Source organism: Plantactinospora sp. DSM 117369, assembly GCF_053764795.1.
In genome coordinates, this window is the sequence record NZ_CM132446.1 from 1,448,928 (window position 1) to 1,474,044 (window position 25,117).

Here is a 25,117-nt window from a genome sequence, read left to right on the forward strand (position 1 = left end):
TGTTCAGCCGAGCGGTGCCTCGGTCACGGGCGCGTTGTCGACGAGCAGACGACCTGGGGTATGGCAGGGTGCCCGGTGCCGTTGTAACCCCACCGGTAGCTCTGCTTCGGCGCGATGAACTCGCCGTACCGCTCCGGGACGATGATGTGCCTGCCGTTGGCGTATGTGGTGGTCACGCCCCACGCGGTGGAGAGTGTCCCGCCCTGCAACGTCAGCGTCGCTCGCCAGGTGATCGTCGCATCGCTGGTGTTCGTGATGGTGACGCTCACCGTGAAGCCGTTGCCCCACGAGTTCGTCGTCGTGGTGACCTCGCACAACAACGGATCCGCCGACCCGGTGGCCGGCACCGCGCTCGCCGGTGCGGCGTGCAGCGCCACGGCGAACACGGTGAGTGCGGCCAGTGCTGCGATGCGTATCCGGAGGGCCATGGAGGCAATATACAGCTATCGATGTGGCGTGGGAATGCGTTCATCGACGCCGGGTGCGGCCCTTGTGTTGCGGGCACAGTTAGTTGTCCTTATAGTTCGACAGGAGTTGATGGCTCGCCGTGTGCCGGTCGGGTCGCCGTCGTCGAGCGCCGGGAGGAATCGTGAGGCGTACCCGCAGATTGCTGCTGTTGGTCGGGCTCGTCGCGGCGGTCGCGGCGGCACCGGTGGCGGTGGTCGCCCAGGCGGCGTCGACCCCGACCGCCTCGTTCGCCAAGGTCTCCGAGTGGGGGTCGGGCTGGGAAGGCCGCTACACCATCACCAACGGCGGCAGCACCGAGATCACCTCGTGGCGGGTGGAGTTCGACCTCCCGGCCGGGACCACCCTCGGCTCCCACTGGAACGCGACGCTGGCCAGCAGCGGCCAGCGGCACATCTTCGGCAACCTCTCCTGGAACGGCCGGATCGCCCCCGGTGCCTCGGTGACCTTCGGCTTCATCGGAAGCGGTACCGGCGCCCCGAACGGCTGCCAGCTCAACGGTCAGCCCTGCGGCGGCGGTACCGGGCCCACCCCGACCCCGACGGTGAGCCCGACCGGGGTACCACCGACGGTGCCGCCGGGCGGGCGCACGCCGGTGGCGGCGAACGGGCAGCTCCGGGTCTGCGGCCGGCAGCTCTGCAACGCCGCCGGCAAGGCGATCCAGTTGCGCGGGATGAGCACGCACGGTCTCCAGTGGTACGCCAACTGCGCCACCCCGGCCTCGCTGGACGTACTCGCCCGGGAGTGGCAGGCCGACGTACTGCGGATCTCGATGTACATCCAGGAGGGCGGCTACGAGACCGACCCGCGTCGCTTCACCGACCTGGTGCACAACTACATCGAGCTGGCCAGCGCCCGGGGCATGTACGCCATCGTGGACTGGCACATGCTCACCCCCGGCGACCCCAACCACAACCTGGAGCGGGCGCGTACCTTCTTCGCGGAGATCGCCGATCGACACCGGGCCAAGAACAACGTGATCTACGAGATCGCGAACGAGCCGAACGGGGTGGCCTGGAGCGCCATCAAGAGCTACGCCGACCAGATCATCCCGGTGATCCGTACCCGGGACGCCGACGCGGTGGTGCTGGTCGGTACCCCCGACTGGTCGTCGTTGGGCGCCTCCGGCGAGGGCGGCGGCGCGGACGTCATCGCCGCCAACCCGGTGAGCGCCGGCAACGTGATGTACGTCTTCCACTTCTACGCCGCCTCCCACGACGACTACTACCTCGACACGGTGACCCGGGCGGCGGACCTGTTGCCGCTCTTCGTCACGGAGTTCGGCACCCAGGACTACTCCGGGGACGGCCCCAACGACTTCACGATGGCCCAGCGCTACCTGGACCTCTTCGCCAGCCGGAAGATCAGTTGGGTGAACTGGAACTTCTCCGACGACTTCCGCTCGGGCGCGGTCTTCACCACCGGCACCTGCGCGGCCGGCGCGTTCGGCGGTACCGCTCGGCTCAAGGAGGCGGGCGTCTGGGTCCGCAGCCGGATCAACACTCCCGACGACTTCTGACACGGTCGCCCGCATCGACTACGGTGGCGGTGTGTCCGAGCAGAGACGTGAGCCGACCGAGGCGGACGGCCCGCTGTTCCGGGCGGCGTACGAGCGGGCAGGTGAGATCGACGACGCGCCGGACTCCGGCGGGCGCCGCCGGGGGTGGGGCGGCTTCCTACGGGCCGCCGCGGTCGCGCTGGCCGAGGGATTTCTCCGGGAAACCTTCGTCTGGGGCGCGGTCCTCTTCTCTCTCCTGGCCGCCGTGTTCGGGGCGACCGGCGGGGACATCGCCTGGATGGTGCCGATGATCGGGTCCGGGGTCGCCGGTATCGCGCTGGTGTTCTGGTCGATCGCCCGGCGCTGGTCGTTCGGTCGCCAGTGGCTTGTCCTGCTGGGCGTCGTCGCCGTCCAGATCGTCCTGGTCGTGACGTTCTGGCGGACCCACTGACGCCTGCCGCGCGGTCCGGTGACAGGTTGTAGCGCGGCGGACCCGATGGCACAATCCACCATGGCCGATCGCGGGGCGGATGGTACCCGGGGCGGACACGTGGAATCGGGGGAGGTCTGTCGTGACGGCTGTCTCAGTTGAACTTTCCGACCTGCGGGGCTGGGCCCAGCAGGTCGGACGGGTGTCCACGGACATGGGCTCGGCCCGGGAATACGCCGCCGGGCAGATCGCCGACGCCGACTTCGGCCGGATCCTGGAGCTCATCACCGGCCCGTACGCCGCCATGATCCCGAAGTTTCACAATGTGCTGTCCGAGGACAGTCTCCGGCTCGGCAAGACGCGGGACGGGCTCAACTCCTCCGCCGCCGCGTACCGGGAGGCCGACGAACGGTCGAGTGGCCGGCTGACCAGGTTGGCCGGTGGGCAGACCGGGCTCATCACCGACGACGGTGAGGCCAACGGGTTCAACGATCCCGGTTCGCCGGCCGGTGCTCTGGTCGCACCGGGAGGCGGTGGCGCCGGCATGCCGGACCTGCCGGAGGTCTCCTTCGGCTTCGTCTTCGACAAGGTCTGCGACCTCGTGGTCTGGGTCGGCGGTCCGGACCCGCGCGAGAAGGTCACCCGGTGGCTCGCCGGTGATATCGACAAGGCCGCCCGGCACGTCGAGGCGTGGCGGGCGGTAGCCCAGTGTCTCGATCTCGCGCAGGCGAACCTGGCCTCGGGTCGGCAGGCGATCACCAGGACCTGGAGCGGGGACGCGGCCAGCGCGGCGACCGCCCACGTGGACCGGTGGAGTTCCAGCCTGACCGAGCAGGCGGGTGCGATGCGGAAGATGGGCGACCACCTCTGGGACATGATCGACCATGCGGTGAAGATGGCCCAGGTGGTGGTCGACATCATCAGGACCCTGGTCAGCCTGGTCAGCGCGGCGCTGTCGAACGCCGCGATCCCCGCCTACGGGCAGTGGAAGCTGATCCAGACGGTCAAGGAGGGGATCACGATGGTCTGGAAGGCCATCAAGGTCGTCCAGGTCTTCCTGAACGCGCTGACCATGCTGATCAGCACCATTGAACTCTGCGTCGACTACTTCAGCGTCGCGAAGCTGCCGCCCGCCCCGGTGACCGGCCCGGTCCCGGCGATGGGTGCGGTATGACCTCGCCCGACTTCGCCTACATCGAGCAGCGGATGCGGGCCGCAACGGCCGAGCTGCGCGAGGCGATGGAGTCCGCGTTGCAGGAGATGCTCCGGTTCCAGCGGGAGAACCGGCCGACCGAGGAAGAACGCCGGGCCCTCCAGGAGGCCGCGCTGCGCGGTGATCTCGGCGACGACATGCGTACTCTGGCCCGGCTGGTGGAGGCCGGCGAGGAGGACTGGGACCGGATCTACTCCGGCGAGTCGCCCAACGCCGGGTTGCTGCGCGGGCATCTCGACCGGATGGTCGCGGAACACCGGGACGACATCGTCCGGGCGATCGAGGAGGACGAGGAGTTCGACCCGATGGACCCGGAGAGCCGGCCCAGCAGGTAGCCTGCCGGCCCGGCCCGGCCCGACCCGAATTGATCGACCCGTACGGATCGGGAGCGGCGCGGCGCCGTGCCCCCGGAAAGCCCTTCCCTTCCTGGCTTCCGGAAGTCTTGACAGCTCAGCGAGGCGGCGGCTAGCTTCGGAGAAGCGGCGATCTTGAAACGATTCACCCACGTCCGGCGCCGTCCCGTCGACGCTGTCGTCCGCCTCCGTACCCCTCGCCGCCGTACCGCTCGCCGCACCATCCGATTCGCCGACACCACCCCGGGGGCCCGTTCCTGGCCACCCCCTGGCGGAAGGAACGCACCGATGCGTCGTACCGCACCATCCGATATCCCACCCCGCCGCTGGTCGCCCCGCCGCGCCGTCGCGCTGCTCGCCGCCGTACCGCTGGTGCTGGCGGGGCCGCTGCCTCCGGCGGCCGCCCAGGCGAAGGCCCCGAAGGGCAAGCCCGTGCTGCGCCAGCTCGAACACCTCGACCGGGGACTGGTCGCGGTGAAGGTGCCCGAGGGGGTCTACCTGAGCTGGCGTTTCCTCGGTGACGAGCCGGACGACGTCCGGTACCGGATCTACCGGGACGGCACGGTGCTGACCACTGTCTCCGGGGCCAGCAACTACACCGACACCGACGGCACCGCCAGCTCCGCCTACCGGGTGGCGGCGATCGTGCACGGGGTGACCCGGCCACTGTCGCCGGCCACCACCCCGCTGGCCCAGCAGTACCGGGACATCCCGCTGCAACGGCCGGCGGCCGCGCCGTACCCGCTGGTCCAGACCTATCCGACCAGCACCACCGGCAAGCAGTTCGAGCCGGTCGACATGGAGTTGCTGCGCCGGATCCGGACCGCGCACGCCAACCGGCAGGGCATCACCGAGGCCGAGTTCGCCGCGCTGATCAGCCCGTTCCGGACCTACTTCGCCGATCCGGAGTGGGCCCCGCGCAACCCGTTCGGCACCCGGGCCACGCACGTCTCGGGGGACCGCTACCGGATCAGCGACAGGCTCTTCGCCGAGCTGGATCGGGCCTTCACCCGGTACGTCGACGAACTCGACCGGGGCAAGAAGCTGCCCTGGCAGCGCAACGCCGACGGGTCGATCCGGACCACCATGGCCGAGTACACCCCCGGGGACGCCACCGTCGGCGACCTGGACGGCGACGGCGGCTACGAGCTGATCCTCAAGTGGGACCCGGCCGGGGCCAAGGACTCCTCGCAATCCGGCTTCACCGCACCGGCGATCGTGGACGCCTACAAGCTGGATGGCACGCTGCTCTGGCGGATCAACGTCGGCTACAACATCCGGGCCGGCGCACACGACACCCAGCTCACCGTGGCCGACTTCGACGGCGACGGGCGGGCGGAACTGATCATGAAGACCGCCGACGGCACCACCAGCGGCACCGTCGCGGCGGACGGAAGCTACCGGGTCCGGGACACCATCGGCCGCGAGCAGGCCACCGCCGAGAAGTTCGCCGGCTACTTCGCCAGCGGCGACGAGGCCGCGCTCGACCGGTACTACGACGCGATGAACGGCTACAACGTGAGCTGGATCCTGCCCGGGGGCAACACGCCGCCGGAGCAGAACGTCCGGCAGTGGGGCAAGGTCTACACGTACGGGCCGATCGGCACCAGCGACGAGTACCTGACCGCCTTCGACGGGCGTACCGGCCGGGTCGTCGACACCGTCGACTACGCCTTCCCGTACGGGGCGCCGAACTGGGGTGCCGCGCCGGTCGACCACCGGGGCGCGAACTTCCAGGGCGCGGTACGCGACGGCTCCGGCCCGGGTGAGCAGGTACCGGTGGACCCGAGCGAGATCCCGGACCCGTACTGGACCGACCCGGACACCCGGTGGGGCAACTACCCGTGGGGCGACCACCAGGGCAACCGGGCCAACCGGTTCCTGACCGCCGTCGCCTACCTGGACGGCAGGCGGCCGAGCGCGATCATGGCGCGCGGCTACTACGCCCGGACCACGGTGGCCGCGTACACGCTGCGCAACGGCGAGCTGGTGCTCGGCCGGACCTTCGACTCGGCCACGCTGCCCGACCCGCACCTCGGTGAGGACCGGGGCATGCACTCGCTGATGACCTCCGACGTCGACAACGACGGCCGGGACGAGATCGTCTACGGCGCGATGATCCTGGACGAGAACCTGCGGCTGAGCACCGTGGCGGGGACCTGGTTCCCGTACCCGGTGCCGCCGGTCAACGTCGACCTGACCCCGCAGATCACGGCACCGGACGCCGACGACCGGTTCATCCACCTGGCGCACGGCGACGCGTACCACGTCGGCGACTTCGACCCGGCGCGGCCCGGCACCGAGGTCTTCCTGGTCCAGGAGCAGGCGGCCGGGCTTGACTCGGTCGGGCGGGACGGCAAGACCGGCCTCGGCTACCGGCCCGGCGCCGCCGTCTACGACCCGGAGACCGGCGAGGTGACCGCCGCGATGTACGGCGGCGGCGACAACGAGCGCGGTGCCGCCGGCAACATCGACCCGAACAACCCCGGTGCGGAGTACTGGAGCGGCGGCCGGGTCTACAGCGCGGTCACCGGTGAGCAGCTCTACGGCTCCGGCAACCTGCCGGCGAACTTCCTCGTCTACTGGGACGGCGACCTGACCCGGGAACTGCTGACCGACAACGTCATCTCCAAGGCGAACACCGACTACGGCAGCCGGCCGGCGACGGTGAACAAGACCGACCTGCTGGTCGCCCCGGGCGCCTCGGCGGTCCGGGACGGCGGCAAGGGCAGCCCGATCGTCTCCGCCGACCTGTACGGCGACTGGCGCGAGGAGGTCGTCTGGCGGGTGGGCACCTCGGCCCTGCGGATCTACACCACCGTCATCCCGACCGAGCACAAGATCCGCACCCTGATGCACGACCCGCAGTACCGCAACCAGGTCGCCTCGGAGAACGTGGTCTACAACCAGCCACCGCACCCGAGCTTCTTCCTCGACCCCGCCGCACCGCTCCCGCCCCGCCGCACCGACATCGACGTCACGGCGAAGCACTAGCCCGACTGTGTGGTCTGTTACTACCCCCGGCGGGGTGGTAACAGACCACACTCGTCTGGTCGATACTCGCGGTAGCGAGCCGAGGAGGAGACCAGTGCCGAGGAGCCACGACTACCGGTTGACCGTCACCTGGACCGGAGCCGGCGAGGCCGGCACGGTCAACTACCGCGACTACGGCCGGGACCACCGGGTCACCGCCGACGGTCCGGCACCGCTGCTCGGCTCCGCCGACCCGACGTTCCGTGGCGACCCGGCCCGGTGGAACCCGGAGCAGTTGCTGGTCGCCGCGCTGGCCCAGTGCCACATGCTGTCGTACCTGAGCCTCTGTGCCCGGGGCCGGGTGGTGGTCACCGGGTACGTCGACGAGGCGGTCGGCACGATGGCCGAGAGCGGGGACGGCGGCGGCGCGTTCACCGAGGTCGTCCTCCGGCCCCGGGTGACCGTTGCCGCGCCGGAGATGGTGGACCGGGCGACCGAGCTGCACGAGCAGGCACACAAGCTCTGCTTCATCGCCAGCTCGGTCAACTTCGCGGTACGCCACGAACCGGTCGTCGAGGTCGCGCCGCCCGCCTGAGCATCGCCACCAGCTTCGGCTGGCGGGGACGAGAGCGCGGGCCGGGTCGGCCAGGGTCAGGCCGGCACCCGGTCCGCGCCGACCACCGCCAGCCGGCGGGAATTCTGCACCGCCATCGTCTGGACGTCCCGCTCGGTGAAGCCGGCCTCCAGCAGCCGGTCGGCGAAGAGCGCGAGGCCGTCCTCGACCGGCGGGTTGAACGGCTGTCCGAGGTCGCTGGAGAGCACCGAGTGCGCGACGCCGACGGCCCGGATGTTGCCGAACAGGTCGTCCCAGGAGACCTTCCCGGTGTACGCGGTGGTGAAGCAGCGTTCCAGCAGGGCGCCGGCCTCGGCGAGTTCCCGCTGCTGGGCGACGGGCAGTCGTTGCGAGGTGAACTCGGGGTGGGTGACGACGATCCGGCGTACTCCCTCCTCGCCGGCGGCGTGGACCACGGCCAGGATCTCCGGGCCGGACAGGTGCCCGGTGGCGAGCACGAGGTCGTGCCGGGCGATGACCCGGAGTACCTGGCGGACCGGTTCCCGCACCTGTCCGTCGGAGTCGACCACCTCGACGACGTCCGGGACGATGCCCTGGGCGTGCAGGTCGGCCTGGAGTGCTCCCCACATCGCCGGTTTGGCGCCGGGCAGGTCGGTGGCGGTGCTGCGGCGCTGGTTGCCGGAGTCGACGGTGGGCATCCAGACGATCCGGGCGCCCTGCCGGCCGGCGATCTCGACCGCGGCCGGGTTCATCCCGCCCACCGAGCCGTTCAGGGTGAGCGCGCCGAGCACGTCGACGTCGGGGCGTACCTTGCGCACCACGGCCGCGCGCTCGGCGGTCGGCACGTAGTGGGACTTCAGTACGAAGCCGGCGAGCCCGACCTCGGCGAACCGGCCGGCCAGGTCGAGGTCGTCGATCCGCCGCTCCATGACGTCGGGTGCGACGTGCACGTGGGTGTCGTACGCCCCGGCGACCAGGGCACGGGCGCGGGCGGACGGGACGGGGTGCGCGGACATGACGCTCCTTGGCGGGGTGGGCGGACCGGACACCGGTCAGCCCGGACGGGTGGGATCGGGCCGGCCGCCCCGGCGACGGATCGCGGTCGCGGTCCTGGCCAGAGTGGACTCGACGTGCCCGAGGTGCTGGCGCATCGCCGCCTCGGCGGCGTCCGGGTCCCGGGCCGCGATCGCCTCGACGATCGCGGTGTGCTCCTCGAAGGACCGGTTCGGCCGGCCGGGCACCAGGATGGTGCGGTACTGGAACCGGACGAGCTGGGCCCGGAGCCCGGTGATCAGCCGGGCCGCGGTCTCGTGCCGGGCCGCCGCGATGATCGCGGCGTGCAGCTTGGCGTTCCCCTCCGAATAGCCGAGCAGGTCGTCGGAGTCGAGTTTCCGGGCCATCCGGTCGAGTATCCGGCGGATCCCGGCGATCTCCCGGGCGGTGGCGTGCAGTGCCGCCTGCCGCGCGGTGAGCGCCTCCAGTACGGCCCGCACCTGGAGGATCTCGACCGCCTCCTCCTCGGTGACCAGCCGGACGTGTGCGCCCCGGTTCGGGGTGAGCACGACCAGTCCGTCCTGACCGAGTCGGACCAGCACGGTCCGGACCACCGCCCGGCTGACCTGTAGCCGGGTCGCCAGCTCGACCTCGATCAGCCGCTCGTTGGGCATCAGCTCGCCCCGGTAGATCTCCTGCCGGAGCTGGTCGTACGCCTCCTCGGCGGACCGGGCCGGACCCCGCCGGCCGGCCGTCGGTGGCTCCGAAGTGGCCGGTGGGTCGGTCCGGTCGGCCGGCGGCGGCGGCGGATCGACCGCCCGGTGCTGCCGGGCGATCCGGGCACGACCGCGGTCGGCCGATGGTGGCTGCTGCGCGGATTCGGTCATGATCCGGTCACCGCGGCGATCCGTGCCCGGTCGATCCGGGCGGAAATCTGTCCAACGTCCAACGTCGGTCAACATTTGGGCGATTTCGGTGGCAGCCGCGACGGAATCGATCGGGACGGTGAGACTGGTACGTCGGGTCCGCGGAGTCCACTGTGTCGACGGGGATATGCACGCGTCGGACCTTAGCCGGAGTGCGCCCACCAACCGGGCAGTACGCCGGCATGGCGCGACCGGTGTCGGTCGGGCCGACCGGGTGCCGGCACCCCGTCAACTCCCAGCTCAGTACGGCTGAACGCAACATTGTCTCCCGAATTATCAACAATATTGCGGACAGGTTGGCTGCTGTCGATGCCGAATGTCAATCGTCGTGACCTGCTGATATCTGCTGGCGGGAAACGATCATGCATCTGCTTGCCAGAATCTTGACCGGATCTTGTCGATGACATTTCGGACAGGGCTCATTTACGATTCTCGACCGAACGAGGGCCGGCAGGCCGGATACGCGCCGAGGGGTCGCGGCGCGCTGTTCGCGCGGGAGGCGTCGATTGCCCGCCCTCGGGTCCATTCCACAAGCGGGAGGCACACATGATCAGACGTTCTCGCCTGCTCGCCGCAGCGTTACTGGCGGCGGCGCTGGCGGTCACGAGCGGGTGTAGCGGCGACTCCGGCTCGGATGCCGAAGCATCCAAGAAGGATCCGGACAAGGTCGCGTACATCACCGCCTTCGGCGCGGTCGGCCGGGACGCGTTCGCCTGGGTGGCCAAGGAGAAGGGCTACTTCGCCGAGGCCGGCATCGAGGTCGACATCCAGAAGGGTGCGGGCAACGTCCCCAACCTGACGGCGTTGAAGTCCAACAAGGTGCAGTTCGCCGCCCTCGACTTCACCGGTGCGGTGATCCAGGCCGGCAAGGGCGAGTTCACCGACTGGCGGGCCGTCGCCGCCGTACACCAGCAGACGCTGGTCGCGGTGATGACCACGAAGGACACCAACATCAACACCCCGAAGGACCTGGAGGGCAGGACCATGGCGACCGGCGCCGGGTCGGTCACCGAACTGCTCTTCCCGGCGTACGCCCGGCTGGCCGGCATCGACACGGCGAAGGTGAAGATCCAGGGGGCGCAGGCCACCGCGCTGAACGGTCTGATGGCGTCCCGGCAGGTCGACGCGCTCGGCACCTTCCTGCTCAGTCGCACGGCACTGGGGAACGCCTCCAAGAAGGAGGTGGTGGTGCTGCCGTACAGCGACTACCTCCGGGACCTGTTCGGCAACGCGGTCATCACCACCCCCGCCCTGATCGCGAAGGACCCGGACCTGGTCCGCCGGTTCACCGGCGCACTGCTGAAGGGCTTGCAGTACTCGATCGAGCACCCGGAGGAGGCGGCGCAGATCCTCAACAAGGCGGAGCCGAGCTACGCCGTGCCGTCCGGGATCGGGGAGATCAAGGCGATGACGCCCTACGTGGCACCGGTCGGCGGCGCGCCGATCGGCTTCATGGACGAGCAGCGGGTGATGCGGACCATCGCCGTGATGCAGGGCGCCGGCCTCATCCCCGCCGGCCTGACCCCGGACAAGGTCGTCGACTTCGGGTTCGTCCCGAAGCCCTGAGGGCTGAGGGCTCCGTACCGATGCCCCGAGAGGCCGGTCGGTGACGGAGTTGGATCGGGACGGCGGTCGCATCGGCCGCCGTCCCGGTATCGTCCGCACCGTTCCCGGCGGCGCACCGACCGGGCCGCCGGCCACCCCCTGCCGTCGCCGCGTCACCCCACCCGGAGGCCGTCATGACCAGCTCGCCGACGAACACCCGCCTGGCCCGACTCTGGGCCAACGTCGGGCTGCCGGTACTGGGTGCCGTGCTGGCGATCGGCCTCTGGTGGCTGGTCACCCACCTCTTCGACATCTCGTCGTTCTTCCTGCCGGCGCCGCCGGACGTGGTCGACGCGTTCCTCCGGCTGCCTGGCTATCTGCTCGCGGAGACCTGGGTGACCCTGCTGGAGACGGTGATCGGGTTCGGCATCGCCGCCAGCACCGGGCTGCTCGTCGCGCTGCTGCTGGCGGCATCCCGGACGGTCGAGCGGATGACCATGCCGCTGATGGCGGCGGTCAACGCCGTACCGAAGGTGGCGCTCGCGCCGCTGCTGCTGGTCTGGATGGGCTTCGGGTCGGAGCCGAAGATCGTCATGGTGATCCTGGTCTGCTTCTTCCCGATCGTGGTCTCCGCGATGGCCGGGCTTACCTCGACCCCGAACGACCTGCGCGAGCTGGTGCACTCGCTCTCCGCCTCGTGGTGGCAGACCTTCCTCAAGGTACGACTCTCCTGGGCGCTGCCGCAGATCTTCGTCGGGTTGAAGGTGGCGATCTCACTGGCGATCATCGGCGCGATCATCGGCGAGGTGGTCAACCCCGACCGGGGGCTCGGCGCGGTCATCGTCAACTCCGGAGCGTCCGCCGACACCCCGCTCGCGTTCGCCGCGCTGACCCTGTTGGCGTTGATGGGCGGGCTGCTGTTCTATCTTGTGGTGGCGGTCGAGCGGCTCGTCGTACCGTGGGCGCGGGCGATCACGTCGTAGCCGGTGCCCGCCGGGCGGGGCTGCACGAGAGCCGGTCCGCTCGCTACTGTGTCGCGAGGGGCGGCCCGGCCGGTCTGGCAGGTGCTGTCGGGCCGGGGTGGCCCAGTGTGTTGGTGTCGGTCAGGTTGAGGTGGCGGTGGTTGTGGTGGCATCGGGAAAGTTGCTGAGGTTCGACGAGGTACGCGGCTACGGGTTCATCGCCCCTGACAGCGGTGGTGAGGACGTCTTCGTGCACGCCAACGACTTCGGCGAGGACAAGCACCTGATCCAACCGGGGATGCGGCTGGAATACGAGGTTGAGCAGGGGGAGCGGGGGCTGAAGGCGTCGGCGATCCGGATCACCGACCGACCGGCCACCAGCCCGCGTCCGAGCCGGGCGGCCGGAGACGACGAGTTGTGCGACGTACTCTCCGGAGCCGAGTTCAGCGTCGAGGTCACCGAGATGCTGATCGAGAAGGTGCCGTCGCTGACCGGTGCCCAGATCGGCGTGATCCGGCAGCAGTTGGTCGGGCTGGCCCGGTCGCACGGCTGGGTCGAGCCCTGAGCGCGGACGCCCGGCCCGACGTACGGGCCCGGTAGGGTCGCCGGGTGATCACCTCGCGTCCCGGCGGCACCCTGCTGGCCGTCAGCGACCTGCACGTCGGTTACGCCGAGAACCGGAAACTGGTCGAGAGCTTCGTTCCGGGCTCGGACGAGGACTGGCTGCTGGTGGCCGGCGACGTCGCCGATCGGGTGGAGGACATCTTCTGGGCGCTGCGGCTGCTGAAGGAGCGTTTCTCCACCGTGGTGTGGGTGCCCGGCAACCACGAGCTGTGGACGCCCCGCCAGGACACGGTCCAGTTGCGCGGAGTCGCCCGGTACGAGCTGCTGGTCGAGATGTGCCGGCAGATCGGCGTACTGACCCCGGAGGACCCGTACCCGGTGTGGACGGGTGCGGGTGGGCCGGTCACGGTGGTGCCGCTCTTCCTGCTCTACGACTACACGTTCCGGCCGGCGGGCGCGCAGACCAAGGAGGCCGGGCTGGCGCTGGCGCACGAGGCGGGGATCGTCTGCACCGACGAGTACTTCCTGCACCCCGACCCCTATCCGAGCCGGGAGGACTGGTGCGCGGCCCGGCTGGCACTCACCGAACGCCGGCTCGCCGAACTCGCACCGGGCACCCGGACCGTGCTGGTCAACCACTTTCCGCTGGTCCGCGAGGTCACCGCGATCCTGCACTACCCGGTCTTCGCGCAGTGGTGCGGCACCGTGCACACCGCCGACTGGCACCGGCGCTACCGGGCCGCCGCCGTGGTCTACGGCCACCTGCACATCCCCCGGGTGAACTGGTTCGACGGGGTCCGGTTCGACGAGGTGTCGCTCGGCTATCCGCGTGAGTGGCAGCGGCGGGCGAAGCCGCCCCGCGGCCTCCGGCCGATCCTGCCGGCCGGCTCGCCGGAGCGGGACGCCGACCTGGCCTGGTGAGCCGGGTCCTGTCGCTCATTGGTCGGCCCGGCGCATCCAGAACGCGCCGGTGGGCAGCCCCCGGAGTTCGGCCGGTAGCGCGTCCGGGTGGCACGACCAGAGCCACGAGGTGAAGAGCAGTACCCGCCACGCCGCGTTGTCGGTGAGGAACGCCCGGAGCAGGTAGACCTCGGTCCAGTCCCGGCCCTCCCGGAGCCACCGCTCCGGATATTCGAACGGCCAGTGGATGTCGTGGATGTGCACGATCACCCCGGGACGCAGCGTCGGCAGGACGTGCAAGAGCAGCCAGACGACGTCCGAGCCGGCCTTTGCCACGTGCGTCGAGTCGATCAGCAGGATGTCGCCGGAGTCGAGCCTGGCGAAACTGGACCGGTCGACGTCCTGGACCCGGCGCTGGACCAGGTCGACCCGGTCACCGGGGCGCAGCCGGGAGCGCAGCCGCTCCGGATGCGGTTCGACGCAGGTGATCCGCAGATCCGGCAGGTAGCGGTCGGCGACGTCGAGGGCGACCGCGGTGGAGTACCCGGAGCCGACCTCGATCAGCCGGGCCGGCCGGTGGTGCCGGAGCATCGCGTGCAGCACGGCGGCGTCGGCGCGGCCGTACATGCCGTTCTGGTCGTGCCAGCGGTCGCTGGGAAGTTCACGCATCAGCGGACCGAGTTCGGCGGCCAGCCGGAGCTGGTCCGGCTCCCGCAGGTCGACGCCGACCGGGGCCAGGTCACGCCAGCCGATCGCGGTGGTCCGGTCCGCCGGCGAGGTGGCCGGCGAGTAGAAGTGCCCCGGTTTCACGTACGGCGGTGTGCTGAGGGCGGCGCTGATCCCCCGGGCACGCCGGACGACCTGCGTCTGGAACTCTCCAACAGCCATGCGGGGAATTCTGTCCTTTATCGCGATACTTTCGCTAGTACCCCGCAAAAATGGAACTTCCGTGTCTATCGGGCAAGTGTCGATCTGTTCGAGGAGGGCAGACCACGATGGAGGACATCACCGCGCTGATCCTGGACGACCACGCGGCGCTCCGCCGGGGATTCGCCCGGCTCGACGACGCCCGGGGCGAGGCGGCGCTCCGGGCGATCTGGGAGCCGCTGGCGCTGCACCTCGACATCCATGCCGAGGCGGAGGAGGCGATCCTCTACCCGTACCTGGTCCGGCACGGGGATTCCGGGGCGGCCGAGGAGACCGACGACGCGATCGGGGACCACAACAAGATCCGGGACGCGATCGCCGCGTCGAAGCGGCACGTGCCCGGCACCGACGGGTGGTGGGCGGCGGTCTGGCAGGCCCGACGGGAGAACAGCGAGCACCTGGCCGAGGAGGAGGACGGCGCGCTGGCGGACTTCCGGCGCAACTCCAGCCGCGAACTACGTGCCGAGCTCGGCGCCCGCTGGCTCACCTTCTACGGCGAGCACCCCGGCGGGCGGGACCTGACCTTCCAGGACAAGGACCCGAAGGCGTACGTCCAGGAACACCGCTGAGCCGACCGAGCCGAGGTGCCCCGGCTCACCCGAGCCGTCCCGAGGCAGAATGACCGGGTGACGCTCCGGGCCGCCCTGGCACCGCTGACCAGTGGCGCCACCTACCGCCGAGGGATCTTTCTACTGCTCGGCGGGGTTCTGCTGCTGCCGTACCTGCTGCTGGTCACGGTCTTCGCCGAGATGCTGCGCACCGACGAGGTACCCCGGCCGGCCGTGCTGCTGCTGATCGCGGTCGCCACGGCGATCGCCGCCGTGCCGCTGTTCCTGCGCGGCACCCGGGCGCTGGAGATCGCCGCCGCGCGTACCCTGCTCGACGTCGAACTGGCCGAGCCGGCCGCCGACAGCGGGATCGACCGGGAGGGCCGGCTGCGCTGCGCCCTCTGGATCGGCATCCACCTGGTCTCCGGCGGGCTGGTCGGGTTCGCGCTGATCGCGGCTCTGCCGATGGCGCTGCTCTTCCTCCTCGCGCAGTTCGGAGTCGGCACCGAGACCGTCGACGGCCTGCGGATCGGTCCACTCGTCGACTGGCACCAGGGCTGGCTCAGCCTGGTCGGGGTGGCCCTGCTGGTGCTGCTCGGCTACGCGGTCGCCGGGCTGGGCGCGCTGGCCAGGCTGATGGCCCCGGTGCTGCTCGGCCCGTCCCAGACCGAGCGGATCGCCGCGCTGGAGCGGCAGGCCAGCCGGCTCGCCGAGCGCAACCGGCTGGCCCGGGAACTGCACGACTCGGTCGGTCACGCGCTCACCGTCGCCACCCTCCAGGCGGCGGCCGCCGGTGAGCTGCTGGAGACCGACCGGGAGTTCGTGCGGCGGGCGCTGCGGGCGATCGAGGAGACCGGTCGGGCGGCAATGGCCGACCTGGACCACGTACTCGGACTGCTCCGCCAGGGTGACGCCGAGCCGTCCGGCGACGGAGGCCCGCCCGGCGAGGACGGTGGTCCGTCGGGCGACGGGGCGGTGCGGGCGCCGCAGCGTACCCTCGACGAGCTGGACCGGCTGGTGGCCGACACCCGGGCGACCGGGCTCCCAGTCACCGTCGAGCTGGCCGGCGACCTCGGCGCGGTGCCGGCGGTGGTGGGCAGGGAGGGCTACCGGATCGTCCAAGAAGGACTGACGAACGCGGCCCGGCACGGCGGTCGGCGACCGGTTACCCTGCGTGTCGCGGCCCGCGACGACGCCCGAGATCGAGCTGGTCAACGCCGTCGGCGAGCCGTCCGGCGCGGTCCGGGGCAGATCCGGCCCGGCGCGTCCGCCGGGGCAGCGGCGCGGGCGCGGACTGGCCGGCATCCGGGAGCGGGTGGTGCTGCTCGGCGGCCGGGTCAGCGCCGGGCTTGAGGACGGCAACTGGCGGGTCGCGGTGTGGCTGCCGACCATGGTGGCCGAACTGCCCGCCTCAGCAGCGGGGGGAACAGCGCGCGGAATGGAGCGGACATGACCATCAGGGTGCTGGTCGTCGACGACGAGGAGCTGATCCGGGTCGGCCTGCGGGCCATCGTCGACGCGCAGCCGGACCTGACCGTCGTCGGCGAGGCCGCCGACGGGGCCGAGGTGCCGCCGCTGGTCGCCAAGTTGCGCCCGGACGTGGTGCTGATGGACGTCCGGATGCCGGCCATCGACGGCATCCAGGCCACCCGGCACCTGCTGGCCACCTCGGCCGACCCGCCCCGGATCCTGGTGGTCACCACGTTCGAGAACGACGAGTACGTCTACCAGGCGCTCCGGGCCGGCGCACACGGCTTCCTGCTGAAGCGGGCCCGGCCGGCCGAAGTGGTGGACGCGATCCGGGTGGTCGCCAAGGGCGAGTCCCTGCTCTTCCCGGCGGCGCTGCGCCGACTCGTCGCGGCACACACCCCCGGCCCGCCCGGTGACCGGCTCGGTCGGGCCCGGCTGACCGAGCGGGAGGCGGAGGTGCTGCGGCTGATGGCCACCGGGCTGTCCAACTCCGAGATCGCCACCGAACTGGTGCTCGGCGTCGAGACCGTCAAGACGCACGTCGGCAACGTACTGGCCAAGCTCGGCGCCCGGGACCGGACCCAGGCGGTGATCGCCGCGTACGAGGCGGGCTTCGTGGTGCCGTCGCCGAACGGCTGAGAAGTCAGCTACAGCTCGGCCGACGGCTGGAACCAGGGACCGCCGAATCGGGCGCTGACCAGCGGATTCAAGGTTCTCGCAGGCTATCCGCTAGGTCGCTGGGGCAGTCTCGGGGACGGATGGCCGGTCGGGGGCACAACGGTGTGCGGCGGGGAAACCCGACCGGGTCACAGTGGTCGAGAGATGACGATGAGGCGACGGCACATGTCGACCAGATCAACCAGTGGTCACGGACGTGGCCAGGACCCGTGGTGAAGTCGACCAGATGACGGCACCGGTACGCTGCGCTCGGCCGGCAGTCGGGTGCCACCGGACACCGCTGGCCAGCAGCGGCGGTCTCCGGAGTACCAGGACTGACGGGGGACGGACGCGTCACCCCGCCGGCCGAACGTGACTGGGGCGGTACGTCCGTAGCACAGCAGCCCGTCCCCGCTTTCCGGGCAGCGGGGACGGGCTGCTGTGTGTCAGTCCACCGAGAGGGTCTGGATGGTGATCCCGACCTTCGGCGTCCCGCCGCCGGCCGCGATGGAGTTGTCGTGGCCGCCGGCGGCCACCCGGTCCACGACGTCGAGCCCGGTGGTGACCGTGCCGAACGGGGTGTAGAGCGGCTGGAGCCCGCTCGTACTGTCCTGGAAGATGATGAAGAACTGGCTGCCGTTGGTGCCTGGCTCCCCGGTGTTCGCCATCGCGACCACGCCCCGGCCGTACCGCGCGCCGGTCAGGTTCTCGTCGGCGAACCGGTAGTCCGGCCCGCCCATCCCGGTGCCGCTCGGGTCGCCGCACTGGAGCACGAAGATCCCTTCCGTGACGAGGCGGTGGCAGGCGCTTCCGTCGAAGAACTTCCGCCCGGCGAGATGCTGGAAGCTCGCCACCGTGCACGGGGTGCGGGCCCGGTCCATGGTGATCGCGATCTGGCCGAGGTTGGTGCTCAGCCGCATCGTGGCGGTGCCGGTCTGCGCTGCCCCGTCGAAGTCGGGCAGCCCGACCACCTTGGTCTGGGCGTGCGCCGGGGTGATGCTGCCGGCACACTGCGCCGACGCGGTGCGCGTCCCCGGGCTCGGCGCAGTTTCCGGGCCCTTGCTGCTCGCGTCCGAGCCGCTGTCGTTGCCGAGCTGCACGTAGTAGACCACCAGGCCGGCGCAGCCGATGCCCAGGCAGAGCACGATCGCCACGGCCGCGGCCACCAGGCCGATCACCAGCGGGCGCCGGCTCCGCGCCGGCTGCGCTCCCGTCTGGTACGGCGGAGCGGGCGGGACGGGACCGGGCGGCGGGAATTCGGCAGGTGGCTGGCTCACCCGGCCAGCCTACCGACAGTGCTCGATGAATACCCGACCGGCAAATGCGTGGCTCGAATTGCCTGGTCATGGCAGTATGCGCGGTCGTGACAGACCTCGACGGCATCCAGATCACCACGCTCGCCGAACGGCCCGAGTTGACGGCCCGGATCTACGAGATCACCGACACCTGGCCGGTCTTCGCTGGCGAGGACCTGCTGGCGAGCGCGCTGCACCTGCGGGTGCCCGGGGAGTTCCCGGAGTACTGCGTCGTGGCGACGGACGGCGACCGGGTCGTCGCGCGCGGGTTCGCCGTCCCGTTCAACGCCGTGCTGAAGGGCCGGGAGGAGATGCCGGCACAGGGCTGGGACGTGGTACTGGTGTGGGCGTTCAACGACCGCCGCCGGGGGAACGCGCCGACCGTCGCCAGCGCGCTGGAGATCACGATCGACGTCGACTACCTCGGCCGGGGCCTGTCCCACCGCATGGTGGCCGCCCTGCGGCAGGCGGCCGGGAGGCAGGGCCACGACACGCTGCTGGCTCCGGTCCGCCCGACGGCCAAGCACCTGCAACCGCGCCTGCCGATGAGCGACTACATCCGCCAGCGGCGCGACGACGGCCTGCCGGCCGACCCGTGGCTGCGGGTGCACGTCAGGGTCGGCGGCACCATCGAGAAGGTCGCCCCGGCGTCGATGACGGTGGCCGGGTCATTGGCCCAGTGGCGGGAGTGGACCGGCCTACCCTTCGACCGCGACGGCGACATCGAGATCCCCGGTGGCCTGGTGCCGGTACGCTGCGCCCTCGCACACGACTACGCCGTCTACGTCGAACCGAACGTCTGGGTACGGCACCGCACGCGATCTACCGCCGAGGCAGGTCGCTGACGAAGGCCCGCCAGGCATCCGGGCCGAAGCTCAGCGCGGGTCCGCTCGGGTCCTTGCTGTCCCGCACGGCGACAACGCCCGGCAGGTTGTCGGCGACCTCTACACAGTCGCCGCCGGTGCTGTTGCTCCGGGTGCTTTTGCGCCACCGGCCTCCGGTCAGGTCCACGTCTCCGCCACCTCCGCGATCAGGTCGAGCGACTGCTGGTGCGGCAGTGCCACGCTCCGGACGGTTTCCCAGACATCGATCATATAGTTCACGTAGTCCGGCCGGTCGTCCATCTGACCATGGCGGTGCCCATCGAAGTAGACGACCGGCTCGCCCGTCGGTGGAGTAGCGAGCACAAACGAGCCGTCCAGCCCGGCGTAGGAGCCGGCTGACGCCGGCACGACGTGGATCCTCACCTGCGGCACGCTGGTGCCGACCTTGACCAGGTGCAGCAACTGTTCGCGCATCACCGCTGGGTCGCCGATCGAACGACGGAGCACATACTCGTCGAGCACAAAGGTGAGCAGCGGAGGCTTCGCCCGGGCCAGGAGTTCCTGCCGGTCCAGCCTGGCGGTCACCTGCTCCTCGACCTCCTCGGTGGAGAGCAGCCCCGGCCCGGAGAGAACGGCCCGGGCATATGCCTCGGTCTGCAACAGCCCTGGGACGTAGGCCGGCTGGAACGACCGCAGGGCTTTCGCTTCCTGTTCTATGCCGGCCCATTCGCGGAAGTACTGGACGACGATTTCTCGGCTGATGCGCTTCTGGATGCGTACGAAACGGCCGTCGGTGTTGAAGACGGCATCGCAGCGTCGGGCGAAGTCGAGGCTCGGACGGCGTTCGCAGCTCTCCACCTTGGCGACCATCGGCTGGGAGTAGTTGATCGCCTCGGCCAGCGCCGTTTGCGACATGTTGGCGGCGGCCCGGGCGAGCCGCAATTCCTCGGCGAAGTGTTCGAGCATCGGGGACCGTTCCATATGACTCCTCCATGACGAAGGGCGTACAGGCGGGATAAACCCGGATACGCGCGGGTCGTACCGATCGAGAAGCTTCTCAGCGTAGTGCCTTCCGCGGCAGAGTGTCACGAGCGGAACCGCGCGGGGGCCGTCGGTTTCCCTTTCCCACCCGAGGCGGCCCCCGCTTCCACATATCAAGGAGGTGCCGGGCGTGAGCTGGTTTCGACGTACGCCGAGAATTCACCGCCGGGACTGGCGACGGCTCTGGCGGTACTGCCGGTGCGGGCACCGGTGGGGTTGTCTCGGCACGCTTCCGCCGCCGATGCCGACGTCGCCTCCACCGACGCCGATGCCGCCCTCACCGAGGCCGTCGGTGCGTGGGCGGGTACGGCCGACGAACCGGGGTCACCTGCGCGACTGGAATGTCCCGACGGCTGCACACCGTGACCGGGTCCGCTGACGAGTCGACCCCGAGTGGGCGAGCGGATGACGCTGATCGTGCCCGCCGGCCCGGGGAGGAGTCGCCCGGTGGAGAGCCTTTAGAGCTGGGTGCACAGACGGGGCACCCGGCCGCTGTCGAGCCCGGGCGCAGGGTGGGTGCACAAGCGGGGCAGCTCGACAGTCTCGCGAACGAGGTATTGCCGGCCGGCGGGCGTACCCGTCGGGAAGCGGACGGACGGCCGGGACGGGCGCATCTGCCGCAACGGCCGATCTGGCTGTGCCGGGCCTGCGGCGCGGCATGGCCGTGCCCGGTCGCGCGCTCGGCGCTGACGCTCGACCATCTCCGGGACCCGGCCGGCCTGACGACCTGGCTGGCCGAGGCGTTCGCGGCGGCGATGCGGGACCTCTACCTGCTCAATCCCGATCCGGGGCCCGACCCGGCCCGGATGTACGCCCGGTTCCTGGGCTGGGTGACCCCGCGCCTGGACATCATCCGGCGGCGGGAGGCGTCCGGGTCAGTCGGGCAGCCGCGCGAGGGATAGCTTCGCCAGGATCTCGTCGATAGCCTCGTCCGGCGTCTGGTCGGAGTCGATCCGGGACACTCGCTGACGCTCGCGACCCTGTTCGACAGTGGGTGAACAACCACGTCTCCAGGCTGGCGGGGCCGTCGGCGAGCCGGTTAGCTGGGGATGCGAGGCAGTAACCAGGGAATACGCGGGAGGAAACACCGCCGTGCCACCGCCGCCCGAGGAGGTCATCGCCGGCCAGGCCGTCTACAACCGGCTGATGCTCGCCGGCTACGACGTGCTCGTGCTGGGCTTCCACTGCCGACTCGTCTGGCGGTGCGCCAAGCGGCACATGCTGGACAACTACCGGCGCAACATCGGAGCCCGGCACGTCGAGTTCGGCACCGGCACGGCGTACTTCCTGGACCGGTGCGGCTTCCCGACCGCGATGCCGGAACTGACCCTGGTCGACCTGAACCCGACCGTGCTGCGGGTCAGCGCGGCCCGGGTTGCCCGCTATCACCCAGCCGTCGTGCAGGCGGACGTGCTCCAGCCGCTCCCCTTCGACGACGGCAAGCTCCGGACCGGTCACTACGACTCGGTCGGGGCGAACTTCCTGCTGCACTGCCTGCCCGGCTCCTGGTCCGAGAAGGCCGCCGTCTTCGACAACGCGGCGGCGGCGCTCCGCCCCGGCGGGCGGGTCTTCGGCAGCACGATCCTCTCCTCGGGTGTGCCGGTCACCGCCCCGGCCCGGCGGTTGATGAAGGTCTACAACGCGCGCGGAATCTTCCACAACACCGACGACGACCTGGCCGGGCTGCGCTGGCAACTCGACCAGCGATTCACCGACATCCAGCTCGCCGTACGCGGTTGCGTCGCCCTCTTCGAGGCCACCAAACCGGCGCCGGAGGAGGACAGGACCGGCTGACGGGAGGGTCTTCCCGCTGAGGTCAACCGCCTCCCTCTGCCAGGGGAACCGGCTCACTCCGGCACGTGAGGTCTGCGGTGCCGTGCGCGCGGATGGTGTGGGGAGCGGGCACGGCACAGGTCGCCGGCCCGGGGAAGTCGAGGAGGGAACGACGATGTCCCGCACCGTACCGATCGACCGGACGGCCGCCCGGGCCGTGCCGCAGCCGCAGCCACACTCGCACCGGATCGGCTACCTGGCCGCCGGCGCGACCGCGTTCTTCGGCTCGCTCGCCCTGCTCTGGACCGTCACCGGGCACGGCTATCCGTTCGGCACCGCCGACCCGGACGGCTCCGGCAGCCTGCTCTGGCGGGTACCGGCCTGGGTCGGGGCGCCGACCTTCGCGGTGCTGCTGCTCGGCGCGGCGGTCACCGCGCTGGCCATCACCGGCCCGCACGCGGTACGCCTGCGCGGCGCACCCCGACTCGCCCTGCTCGGCTACGGCTGGCTGGCGGTGGCCGGGCTGCTGCTGGTCGTCCCGGACGTGCAGGTGCTCACCTATCTCGGGTACGCGCCTATGCTGATCGGCGGGCTGCCGTTCGGCTGGCCACCGGTCGACTACGCCGAACTCTTCACCCTCGCGCTCGGCTACAAGGTGTTCTCGGTCGCCACCGGGCTGCTGCTGGCTCGGGCCGTACTCACCTGGCAGTTCCGTACCGCCGAAGCCTGTGGCCGGTGCGGACGCCGCCCCGGCGACGCGGGCTGGACCTCGGCGAAGTCGGCGGCCCGCTGGGGGCGCCGGGCGGTCTGGGTGGCGGCGGTGATCCCGGTGCTGTACGCGGTCGTCCGGCTAGCCTGGGCGGCCGGCATCCCGCTCGGCATCACCGACGGGTTCCTCCGGGAGATGCACCGGACCGGTCTGGTCTGGGCTGGCGCCGGACTGGCCACGTTCGGGCTGGTCGGCGCGGTACTCACCCTCGGGCTGGTGCAGCGGTGGGGCGAGCGGTTCCCGCGCTGGATGATCGGGCTGGCCGGTAGGCGGGTGCCGATCAAGCTCGCCGTCGTCCCCGCCACCGGGGTCGCTGTCGCGATCACCGCCGCCGGCCTGGCCCTCTACGGGCAGCCGGAACTCCTCGACGAACTGGGCGGGAGCACCCTGATGGTCGTCCCGATGCTGCTCTGGCCGGTCTGGGGGATCGCGCTCGGCGCCGCCACCCTGGCCTACCACCTGCGCCGCCGGGGCGCCTGCGACCACTGCGCCTGACCCTCGGCGCTGCGCCGGCTGCGACTGGGCCCGGACCTGCGCCGGCCCCGGGCGACTGGCTTGATCGGCGGTCGCCCGGGGCCGGTGGCCGCCGTCACTCCCTGGCGCGGCTGCCTCCCGAGAGGGTGCCGACCAGCGTCCCGAACGTCACCCCGATCAGCGCGCCGAAGGCCAGGCCCAGCGCGACGTTGCCGAGGAGCAGGCCGAGGAGCAGGCCGACCAAGGCGCCGAGTGAGATCCCGAGGCTCAGGCTGATGCCGAGTTTCGTCCCGTTTTCATGCGGTGTACTCATAACCCTCCCCCTTCCAGCGGATCCGACGGTACCGGATCGATCTTGACTGGACCGTTGGCGACCCGCGATCGACACGATCGAGAGCTAGCGTAGGTGCGTGACGGAAATTTCCCAGGTCCCACCGACCCCGCCGGCCGAGCTTCCCGGCACCCTCGGCGAGCTGCGCGCCGCCGGGCACCGGTACCGGACGGTCAAGCAGGAACTCCGGGACAACCTGCTGGCCCGGCTCCGGTCCGGCGAACCCCGCTTCCCCGGCATCGTCGGCTACGACGAGACCGTGCTCCCCGAGGTCGAGCGGGCCCTGCTGGCCGGGCACGACATGGTGCTGCTCGGCGAGCGCGGCCAGGGCAAGACCCGGCTGATCCGCGCCCTCGGCCAACTCCTCGACGAGTGGACCCCGGTGATCCATGGTTCCGAGCTGAACGAGCACCCGATGCACCCGCTGACCCCGGCGTCCCGCCGGGCGGTCGAGGAGTCCGGTGACGAGCTGCCGATCGGCTGGCTGCACCGGTCGATGCGGTACGGCGAGAAGCTCGCCACCCCGGACACCAGCGTCGGTGACCTGATCGGCGACGTGGACCCGATCCGGGTGGCCCAGGGGCGTACCCTCGGCGACCCGGAGACGATCCACTTCGGACTGGTACCCCGGACCAACCGGGGCATCTTCGCCGTCAACGAGCTGCCCGACCTGGCCGAGCGGATCCAGGTGGCCCTGCTCAACGTGCTGGAGGAACGGGACATCCAGGTACGCGGCTACCAGCTCCGGCTGCCGCTGGACCTGCTGCTGGTGGCGAGCGCCAACCCCGAGGACTACACCAACCGGGGGCGGATCATCACCCCGCTCAAGGACCGGTTCGGCGCCGAGATCCGCACCCACTACCCGCTCGACCTGGAGCTGGAGCTGGACCTGATCCGGCAGGAGGCGGCGTTGGTCGCGGCCGTGCCGGAGCACGTACTGGAGGTGCTGGCCCGGTTCGCCCGGGCGGTGCGGGAGTCCCCGGCCGTCGACCCGCGCTCGGGTGTCTCGGCCCGGTTCGCCATCGCCGCCGCCGAGACGGTCTCGGCCGCCGCACTGCGCCGGGCCGGGCTGCTCGGCGCCGGTGGGCCGGACGGGCAGCCCGCCGCCCCGGCCGACACCGAGCCGGTGGCCCGGGTCGGTGACGCGGTCTCGGTGACCAGCACCCTGCGTGGCAAGGTCGAGTTCGAGAGCGGCGAGGAGGGCCGGGAGATCGAGATCCTCGGTCACCTGCTTCGGACCGCCACCGCCGAGACCTTCCGGGCCCGGATGGCCGGGTTGGACGTCTCCGGCTTCACCGCGCTGGTCGCCGACGGCGCGATCATCGAAACCGGTGAGCTGGTCGGCCCGACCGAGCTGCTCCGGCAGGTCGGCACCGTACCGGGGCTGGCCAAGGCGCTGGACCGGCTCGGGCTGGGCGACGCGCCCACCCCGGCGGAGGCGGCGGCCGGGATCGAGTTCGTACTCGAAGGGCTGCACCTGACCCGGCGGCTGGCCAAGGACGTGACCGACGAGGGCCGTACCCGCTACGGCGGGCGCAGCCCCGACGGTGGCCGTGGCCCCGGCGAGCGTGGTCCGGGCGAGCGCTCGACCCGCGACGACGACTGGGCCTGA

The 25,117-nt window shown here is 71.0% G+C and carries 26 protein-coding genes; 18 read left to right on the plus strand and 8 right to left on the minus strand.

The annotated features are described in order from the left end of the window. Positions 1–23: 23 nt before the first annotated feature. The gene (locus ACSMXO_RS06615; RefSeq protein ID WP_455417051.1) at positions 24–428 is read right to left on the minus strand and encodes a cellulose binding domain-containing protein; all 405 of its coding nucleotides are present in this window, start codon (positions 426–428) and stop codon (positions 24–26) included. A gap of 161 nt (positions 429–589) precedes the next feature. Here ACSMXO_RS06615 and ACSMXO_RS06620 point away from each other — a divergent pair, with 161 nt between their 5' ends. The 6 genes from ACSMXO_RS06620 to ACSMXO_RS06645 all read left to right on the plus strand — a co-directional run bounded on the left by ACSMXO_RS06620 (position 590) and on the right by ACSMXO_RS06645 (position 7,527). Next, positions 590–1,984, plus strand: a complete 1,395-nt coding sequence (locus ACSMXO_RS06620; RefSeq protein ID WP_455417052.1) for a cellulase family glycosylhydrolase — start codon at positions 590–592, stop codon at positions 1,982–1,984. A gap of 31 nt (positions 1,985–2,015) precedes the next feature. Beyond that, positions 2,016–2,414 (plus strand): hypothetical protein, encoded by a 399-nt coding sequence (locus tag ACSMXO_RS06625; protein ID WP_346260042.1) that lies wholly within the window; start codon positions 2,016–2,018, stop codon positions 2,412–2,414. 121 nt (positions 2,415–2,535) lie between these two features. Beyond that, entirely contained in the window at positions 2,536–3,567 is a 1,032-nt protein-coding gene (locus tag ACSMXO_RS06630; protein ID WP_346260041.1) for a WXG100 family type VII secretion target, read from the plus strand. After that, on the plus strand, positions 3,564–3,941 hold the full coding sequence (locus ACSMXO_RS06635; RefSeq protein ID WP_346260040.1) for a hypothetical protein: 378 nt from the start codon (positions 3,564–3,566) through the stop codon (positions 3,939–3,941). The genes ACSMXO_RS06630 and ACSMXO_RS06635 overlap by 4 nt, the downstream gene beginning before the upstream one ends. A gap of 306 nt (positions 3,942–4,247) precedes the next feature. Beyond that, positions 4,248–6,953, plus strand: coding sequence for a rhamnogalacturonan lyase family protein (locus tag ACSMXO_RS06640; RefSeq protein ID WP_455417053.1), 2,706 nt, complete (start codon positions 4,248–4,250; stop codon positions 6,951–6,953). 94 nt (positions 6,954–7,047) lie between these two features. Beyond that, the gene (locus ACSMXO_RS06645) at positions 7,048–7,527 is read left to right on the plus strand and encodes an OsmC family protein (RefSeq protein WP_455417054.1); all 480 of its coding nucleotides are present in this window, start codon (positions 7,048–7,050) and stop codon (positions 7,525–7,527) included. A gap of 56 nt (positions 7,528–7,583) precedes the next feature. Here ACSMXO_RS06645 and ACSMXO_RS06650 read toward each other — a convergent pair whose 3' ends face one another. Together ACSMXO_RS06650 and ACSMXO_RS06655 are read right to left on the minus strand one after the other, a co-directional pair. Further along, positions 7,584–8,522: a DUF6282 family protein gene (locus ACSMXO_RS06650; protein WP_455417055.1), complete on the minus strand. Its 939-nt coding sequence runs from the start codon at positions 8,520–8,522 to the stop codon at positions 7,584–7,586. Positions 8,523–8,558: 36 nt separating this feature from the next. Beyond that, positions 8,559–9,386, minus strand: coding sequence for a GntR family transcriptional regulator (locus ACSMXO_RS06655; protein ID WP_455417056.1), 828 nt, complete (start codon positions 9,384–9,386; stop codon positions 8,559–8,561). 585 nt (positions 9,387–9,971) lie between these two features. On the opposite strand from ACSMXO_RS06655, the gene ACSMXO_RS06660 reads away from it, so the two are divergent. From ACSMXO_RS06660 to ACSMXO_RS06675, 4 genes are all read left to right on the plus strand, one after another. After that, complete coding sequence (locus ACSMXO_RS06660) at positions 9,972–10,991, plus strand: ABC transporter substrate-binding protein (protein WP_455417057.1); 1,020 nt, start codon at positions 9,972–9,974, stop codon at positions 10,989–10,991. Between the two features lie 173 nt (positions 10,992–11,164). Further along, positions 11,165–11,953, plus strand: coding sequence for an ABC transporter permease (locus ACSMXO_RS06665; RefSeq protein ID WP_455417058.1), 789 nt, complete (start codon positions 11,165–11,167; stop codon positions 11,951–11,953). A 142-nt stretch (positions 11,954–12,095) separates the two neighbouring features. After that, entirely contained in the window at positions 12,096–12,497 is a 402-nt protein-coding gene (locus ACSMXO_RS06670) for a cold shock domain-containing protein (protein ID WP_455417059.1), read from the plus strand. A 44-nt stretch (positions 12,498–12,541) separates the two neighbouring features. After that, positions 12,542–13,417: a metallophosphoesterase family protein gene (locus ACSMXO_RS06675; protein WP_455417060.1), complete on the plus strand. Its 876-nt coding sequence runs from the start codon at positions 12,542–12,544 to the stop codon at positions 13,415–13,417. 15 nt (positions 13,418–13,432) lie between these two features. Here ACSMXO_RS06675 and ACSMXO_RS06680 read toward each other — a convergent pair whose 3' ends face one another. Further along, complete coding sequence (locus ACSMXO_RS06680; protein ID WP_346259488.1) at positions 13,433–14,284, minus strand: class I SAM-dependent methyltransferase; 852 nt, start codon at positions 14,282–14,284, stop codon at positions 13,433–13,435. Positions 14,285–14,391: 107 nt separating this feature from the next. Between ACSMXO_RS06680 and ACSMXO_RS06685 the strand changes: the two genes are divergently transcribed. From ACSMXO_RS06685 to ACSMXO_RS06695, 3 genes are all read left to right on the plus strand, one after another. Continuing rightward, entirely contained in the window at positions 14,392–14,892 is a 501-nt protein-coding gene (locus ACSMXO_RS06685) for a hemerythrin domain-containing protein (RefSeq protein ID WP_455417061.1), read from the plus strand. A gap of 57 nt (positions 14,893–14,949) precedes the next feature. Beyond that, positions 14,950–16,224 carry a sensor histidine kinase gene (locus ACSMXO_RS06690; RefSeq protein WP_455417062.1) on the plus strand — a complete coding sequence of 425 codons (1,275 nt, stop codon included), beginning with the start codon at positions 14,950–14,952 and terminating at the stop codon, positions 16,222–16,224. Between the two features lie 96 nt (positions 16,225–16,320). Continuing rightward, entirely contained in the window at positions 16,321–16,980 is a 660-nt protein-coding gene (locus ACSMXO_RS06695; protein WP_346259485.1) for a response regulator transcription factor, read from the plus strand. 464 nt (positions 16,981–17,444) lie between these two features. Here ACSMXO_RS06695 and ACSMXO_RS06700 read toward each other — a convergent pair whose 3' ends face one another. Further along, the gene (locus tag ACSMXO_RS06700; RefSeq protein WP_455417063.1) at positions 17,445–18,275 is read right to left on the minus strand and encodes a peptidylprolyl isomerase; all 831 of its coding nucleotides are present in this window, start codon (positions 18,273–18,275) and stop codon (positions 17,445–17,447) included. An 86-nt stretch (positions 18,276–18,361) separates the two neighbouring features. Between ACSMXO_RS06700 and ACSMXO_RS06705 the strand changes: the two genes are divergently transcribed. After that, positions 18,362–19,138 (plus strand): N-acetyltransferase, encoded by a 777-nt coding sequence (locus tag ACSMXO_RS06705; protein WP_346259483.1) that lies wholly within the window; start codon positions 18,362–18,364, stop codon positions 19,136–19,138. Here ACSMXO_RS06705 and ACSMXO_RS06710 read toward each other — a convergent pair. Beyond that, positions 19,116–19,304, minus strand: coding sequence for a DUF397 domain-containing protein (locus ACSMXO_RS06710; RefSeq protein ID WP_455417064.1), 189 nt, complete (start codon positions 19,302–19,304; stop codon positions 19,116–19,118). The genes ACSMXO_RS06705 and ACSMXO_RS06710 overlap by 23 nt on opposite strands. After that, entirely contained in the window at positions 19,295–20,098 is an 804-nt protein-coding gene (locus ACSMXO_RS06715) for a helix-turn-helix domain-containing protein (protein ID WP_455417065.1), read from the minus strand. Before ACSMXO_RS06715 ends, ACSMXO_RS06710 begins: the two co-directional genes overlap by 10 nt. Positions 20,099–20,670: 572 nt before the next feature. Between ACSMXO_RS06715 and ACSMXO_RS06720 the strand changes: the two genes are divergently transcribed. The 3 genes from ACSMXO_RS06720 to ACSMXO_RS06730 all read left to right on the plus strand — a co-directional run bounded on the left by ACSMXO_RS06720 (position 20,671) and on the right by ACSMXO_RS06730 (position 23,195). After that, positions 20,671–21,060, plus strand: coding sequence for a hypothetical protein (locus tag ACSMXO_RS06720; protein WP_346259480.1), 390 nt, complete (start codon positions 20,671–20,673; stop codon positions 21,058–21,060). A 190-nt stretch (positions 21,061–21,250) separates the two neighbouring features. Continuing rightward, a complete protein-coding gene (locus tag ACSMXO_RS06725) occupies positions 21,251–21,952 on the plus strand; it encodes a class I SAM-dependent methyltransferase (RefSeq protein ID WP_455417066.1) in 702 nt (233 codons plus the stop codon). Positions 21,953–22,106: 154 nt separating this feature from the next. After that, complete coding sequence (locus tag ACSMXO_RS06730; protein ID WP_455417067.1) at positions 22,107–23,195, plus strand: hypothetical protein; 1,089 nt, start codon at positions 22,107–22,109, stop codon at positions 23,193–23,195. Positions 23,196–23,289: 94 nt separating this feature from the next. Here the strand turns inward: ACSMXO_RS06730 and ACSMXO_RS06735 are convergent, their stop codons facing one another. After that, positions 23,290–23,487, minus strand: coding sequence for a hypothetical protein (locus ACSMXO_RS06735; RefSeq protein ID WP_346259475.1), 198 nt, complete (start codon positions 23,485–23,487; stop codon positions 23,290–23,292). A 97-nt stretch (positions 23,488–23,584) separates the two neighbouring features. Here ACSMXO_RS06735 and ACSMXO_RS06740 point away from each other — a divergent pair, with 97 nt between their 5' ends. Beyond that, on the plus strand, positions 23,585–25,117 hold the full coding sequence (locus tag ACSMXO_RS06740) for a magnesium chelatase (RefSeq protein WP_455417068.1): 1,533 nt from the start codon (positions 23,585–23,587) through the stop codon (positions 25,115–25,117).

Bases quoted from the DNA above. Each gene is read 5' to 3' on its own strand.
- ACSMXO_RS06685 (WP_455417061.1), top strand. From the start codon at position 14,392: ATGGAGGACATCACCGCGCTGATCCTGGACGACCACGCGGCGCTCCGC.
- ACSMXO_RS06695 (WP_346259485.1), top strand. From the start codon at position 16,321: ATGACCATCAGGGTGCTGGTCGTCGACGACGAGGAGCTGATCCGGGTC.
- ACSMXO_RS06640 (WP_455417053.1), top strand. From the start codon at position 4,248: ATGCGTCGTACCGCACCATCCGATATCCCACCCCGCCGCTGGTCGCCC.
- ACSMXO_RS06655 (WP_455417056.1), bottom strand. From the start codon at position 9,386: ATGACCGAATCCGCGCAGCAGCCACCATCGGCCGACCGCGGTCGTGCC.
- ACSMXO_RS06680 (WP_346259488.1), bottom strand. From the start codon at position 14,284: ATGGCTGTTGGAGAGTTCCAGACGCAGGTCGTCCGGCGTGCCCGGGGG.
- ACSMXO_RS06650 (WP_455417055.1), bottom strand. From the start codon at position 8,522: ATGTCCGCGCACCCCGTCCCGTCCGCCCGCGCCCGTGCCCTGGTCGCC.
- ACSMXO_RS06665 (WP_455417058.1), top strand. From the start codon at position 11,165: ATGACCAGCTCGCCGACGAACACCCGCCTGGCCCGACTCTGGGCCAAC.
- ACSMXO_RS06660 (WP_455417057.1), top strand. From the start codon at position 9,972: ATGATCAGACGTTCTCGCCTGCTCGCCGCAGCGTTACTGGCGGCGGCG.
- ACSMXO_RS06635 (WP_346260040.1), top strand. From the start codon at position 3,564: ATGACCTCGCCCGACTTCGCCTACATCGAGCAGCGGATGCGGGCCGCA.
- ACSMXO_RS06735 (WP_346259475.1), bottom strand. From the start codon at position 23,487: ATGAGTACACCGCATGAAAACGGGACGAAACTCGGCATCAGCCTGAGC.
- ACSMXO_RS06615 (WP_455417051.1), bottom strand. From the start codon at position 428: ATGGCCCTCCGGATACGCATCGCAGCACTGGCCGCACTCACCGTGTTC.
- ACSMXO_RS06730 (WP_455417067.1), top strand. From the start codon at position 22,107: ATGTCCCGCACCGTACCGATCGACCGGACGGCCGCCCGGGCCGTGCCG.
- ACSMXO_RS06715 (WP_455417065.1), bottom strand. From the start codon at position 20,098: ATGGAACGGTCCCCGATGCTCGAACACTTCGCCGAGGAATTGCGGCTC.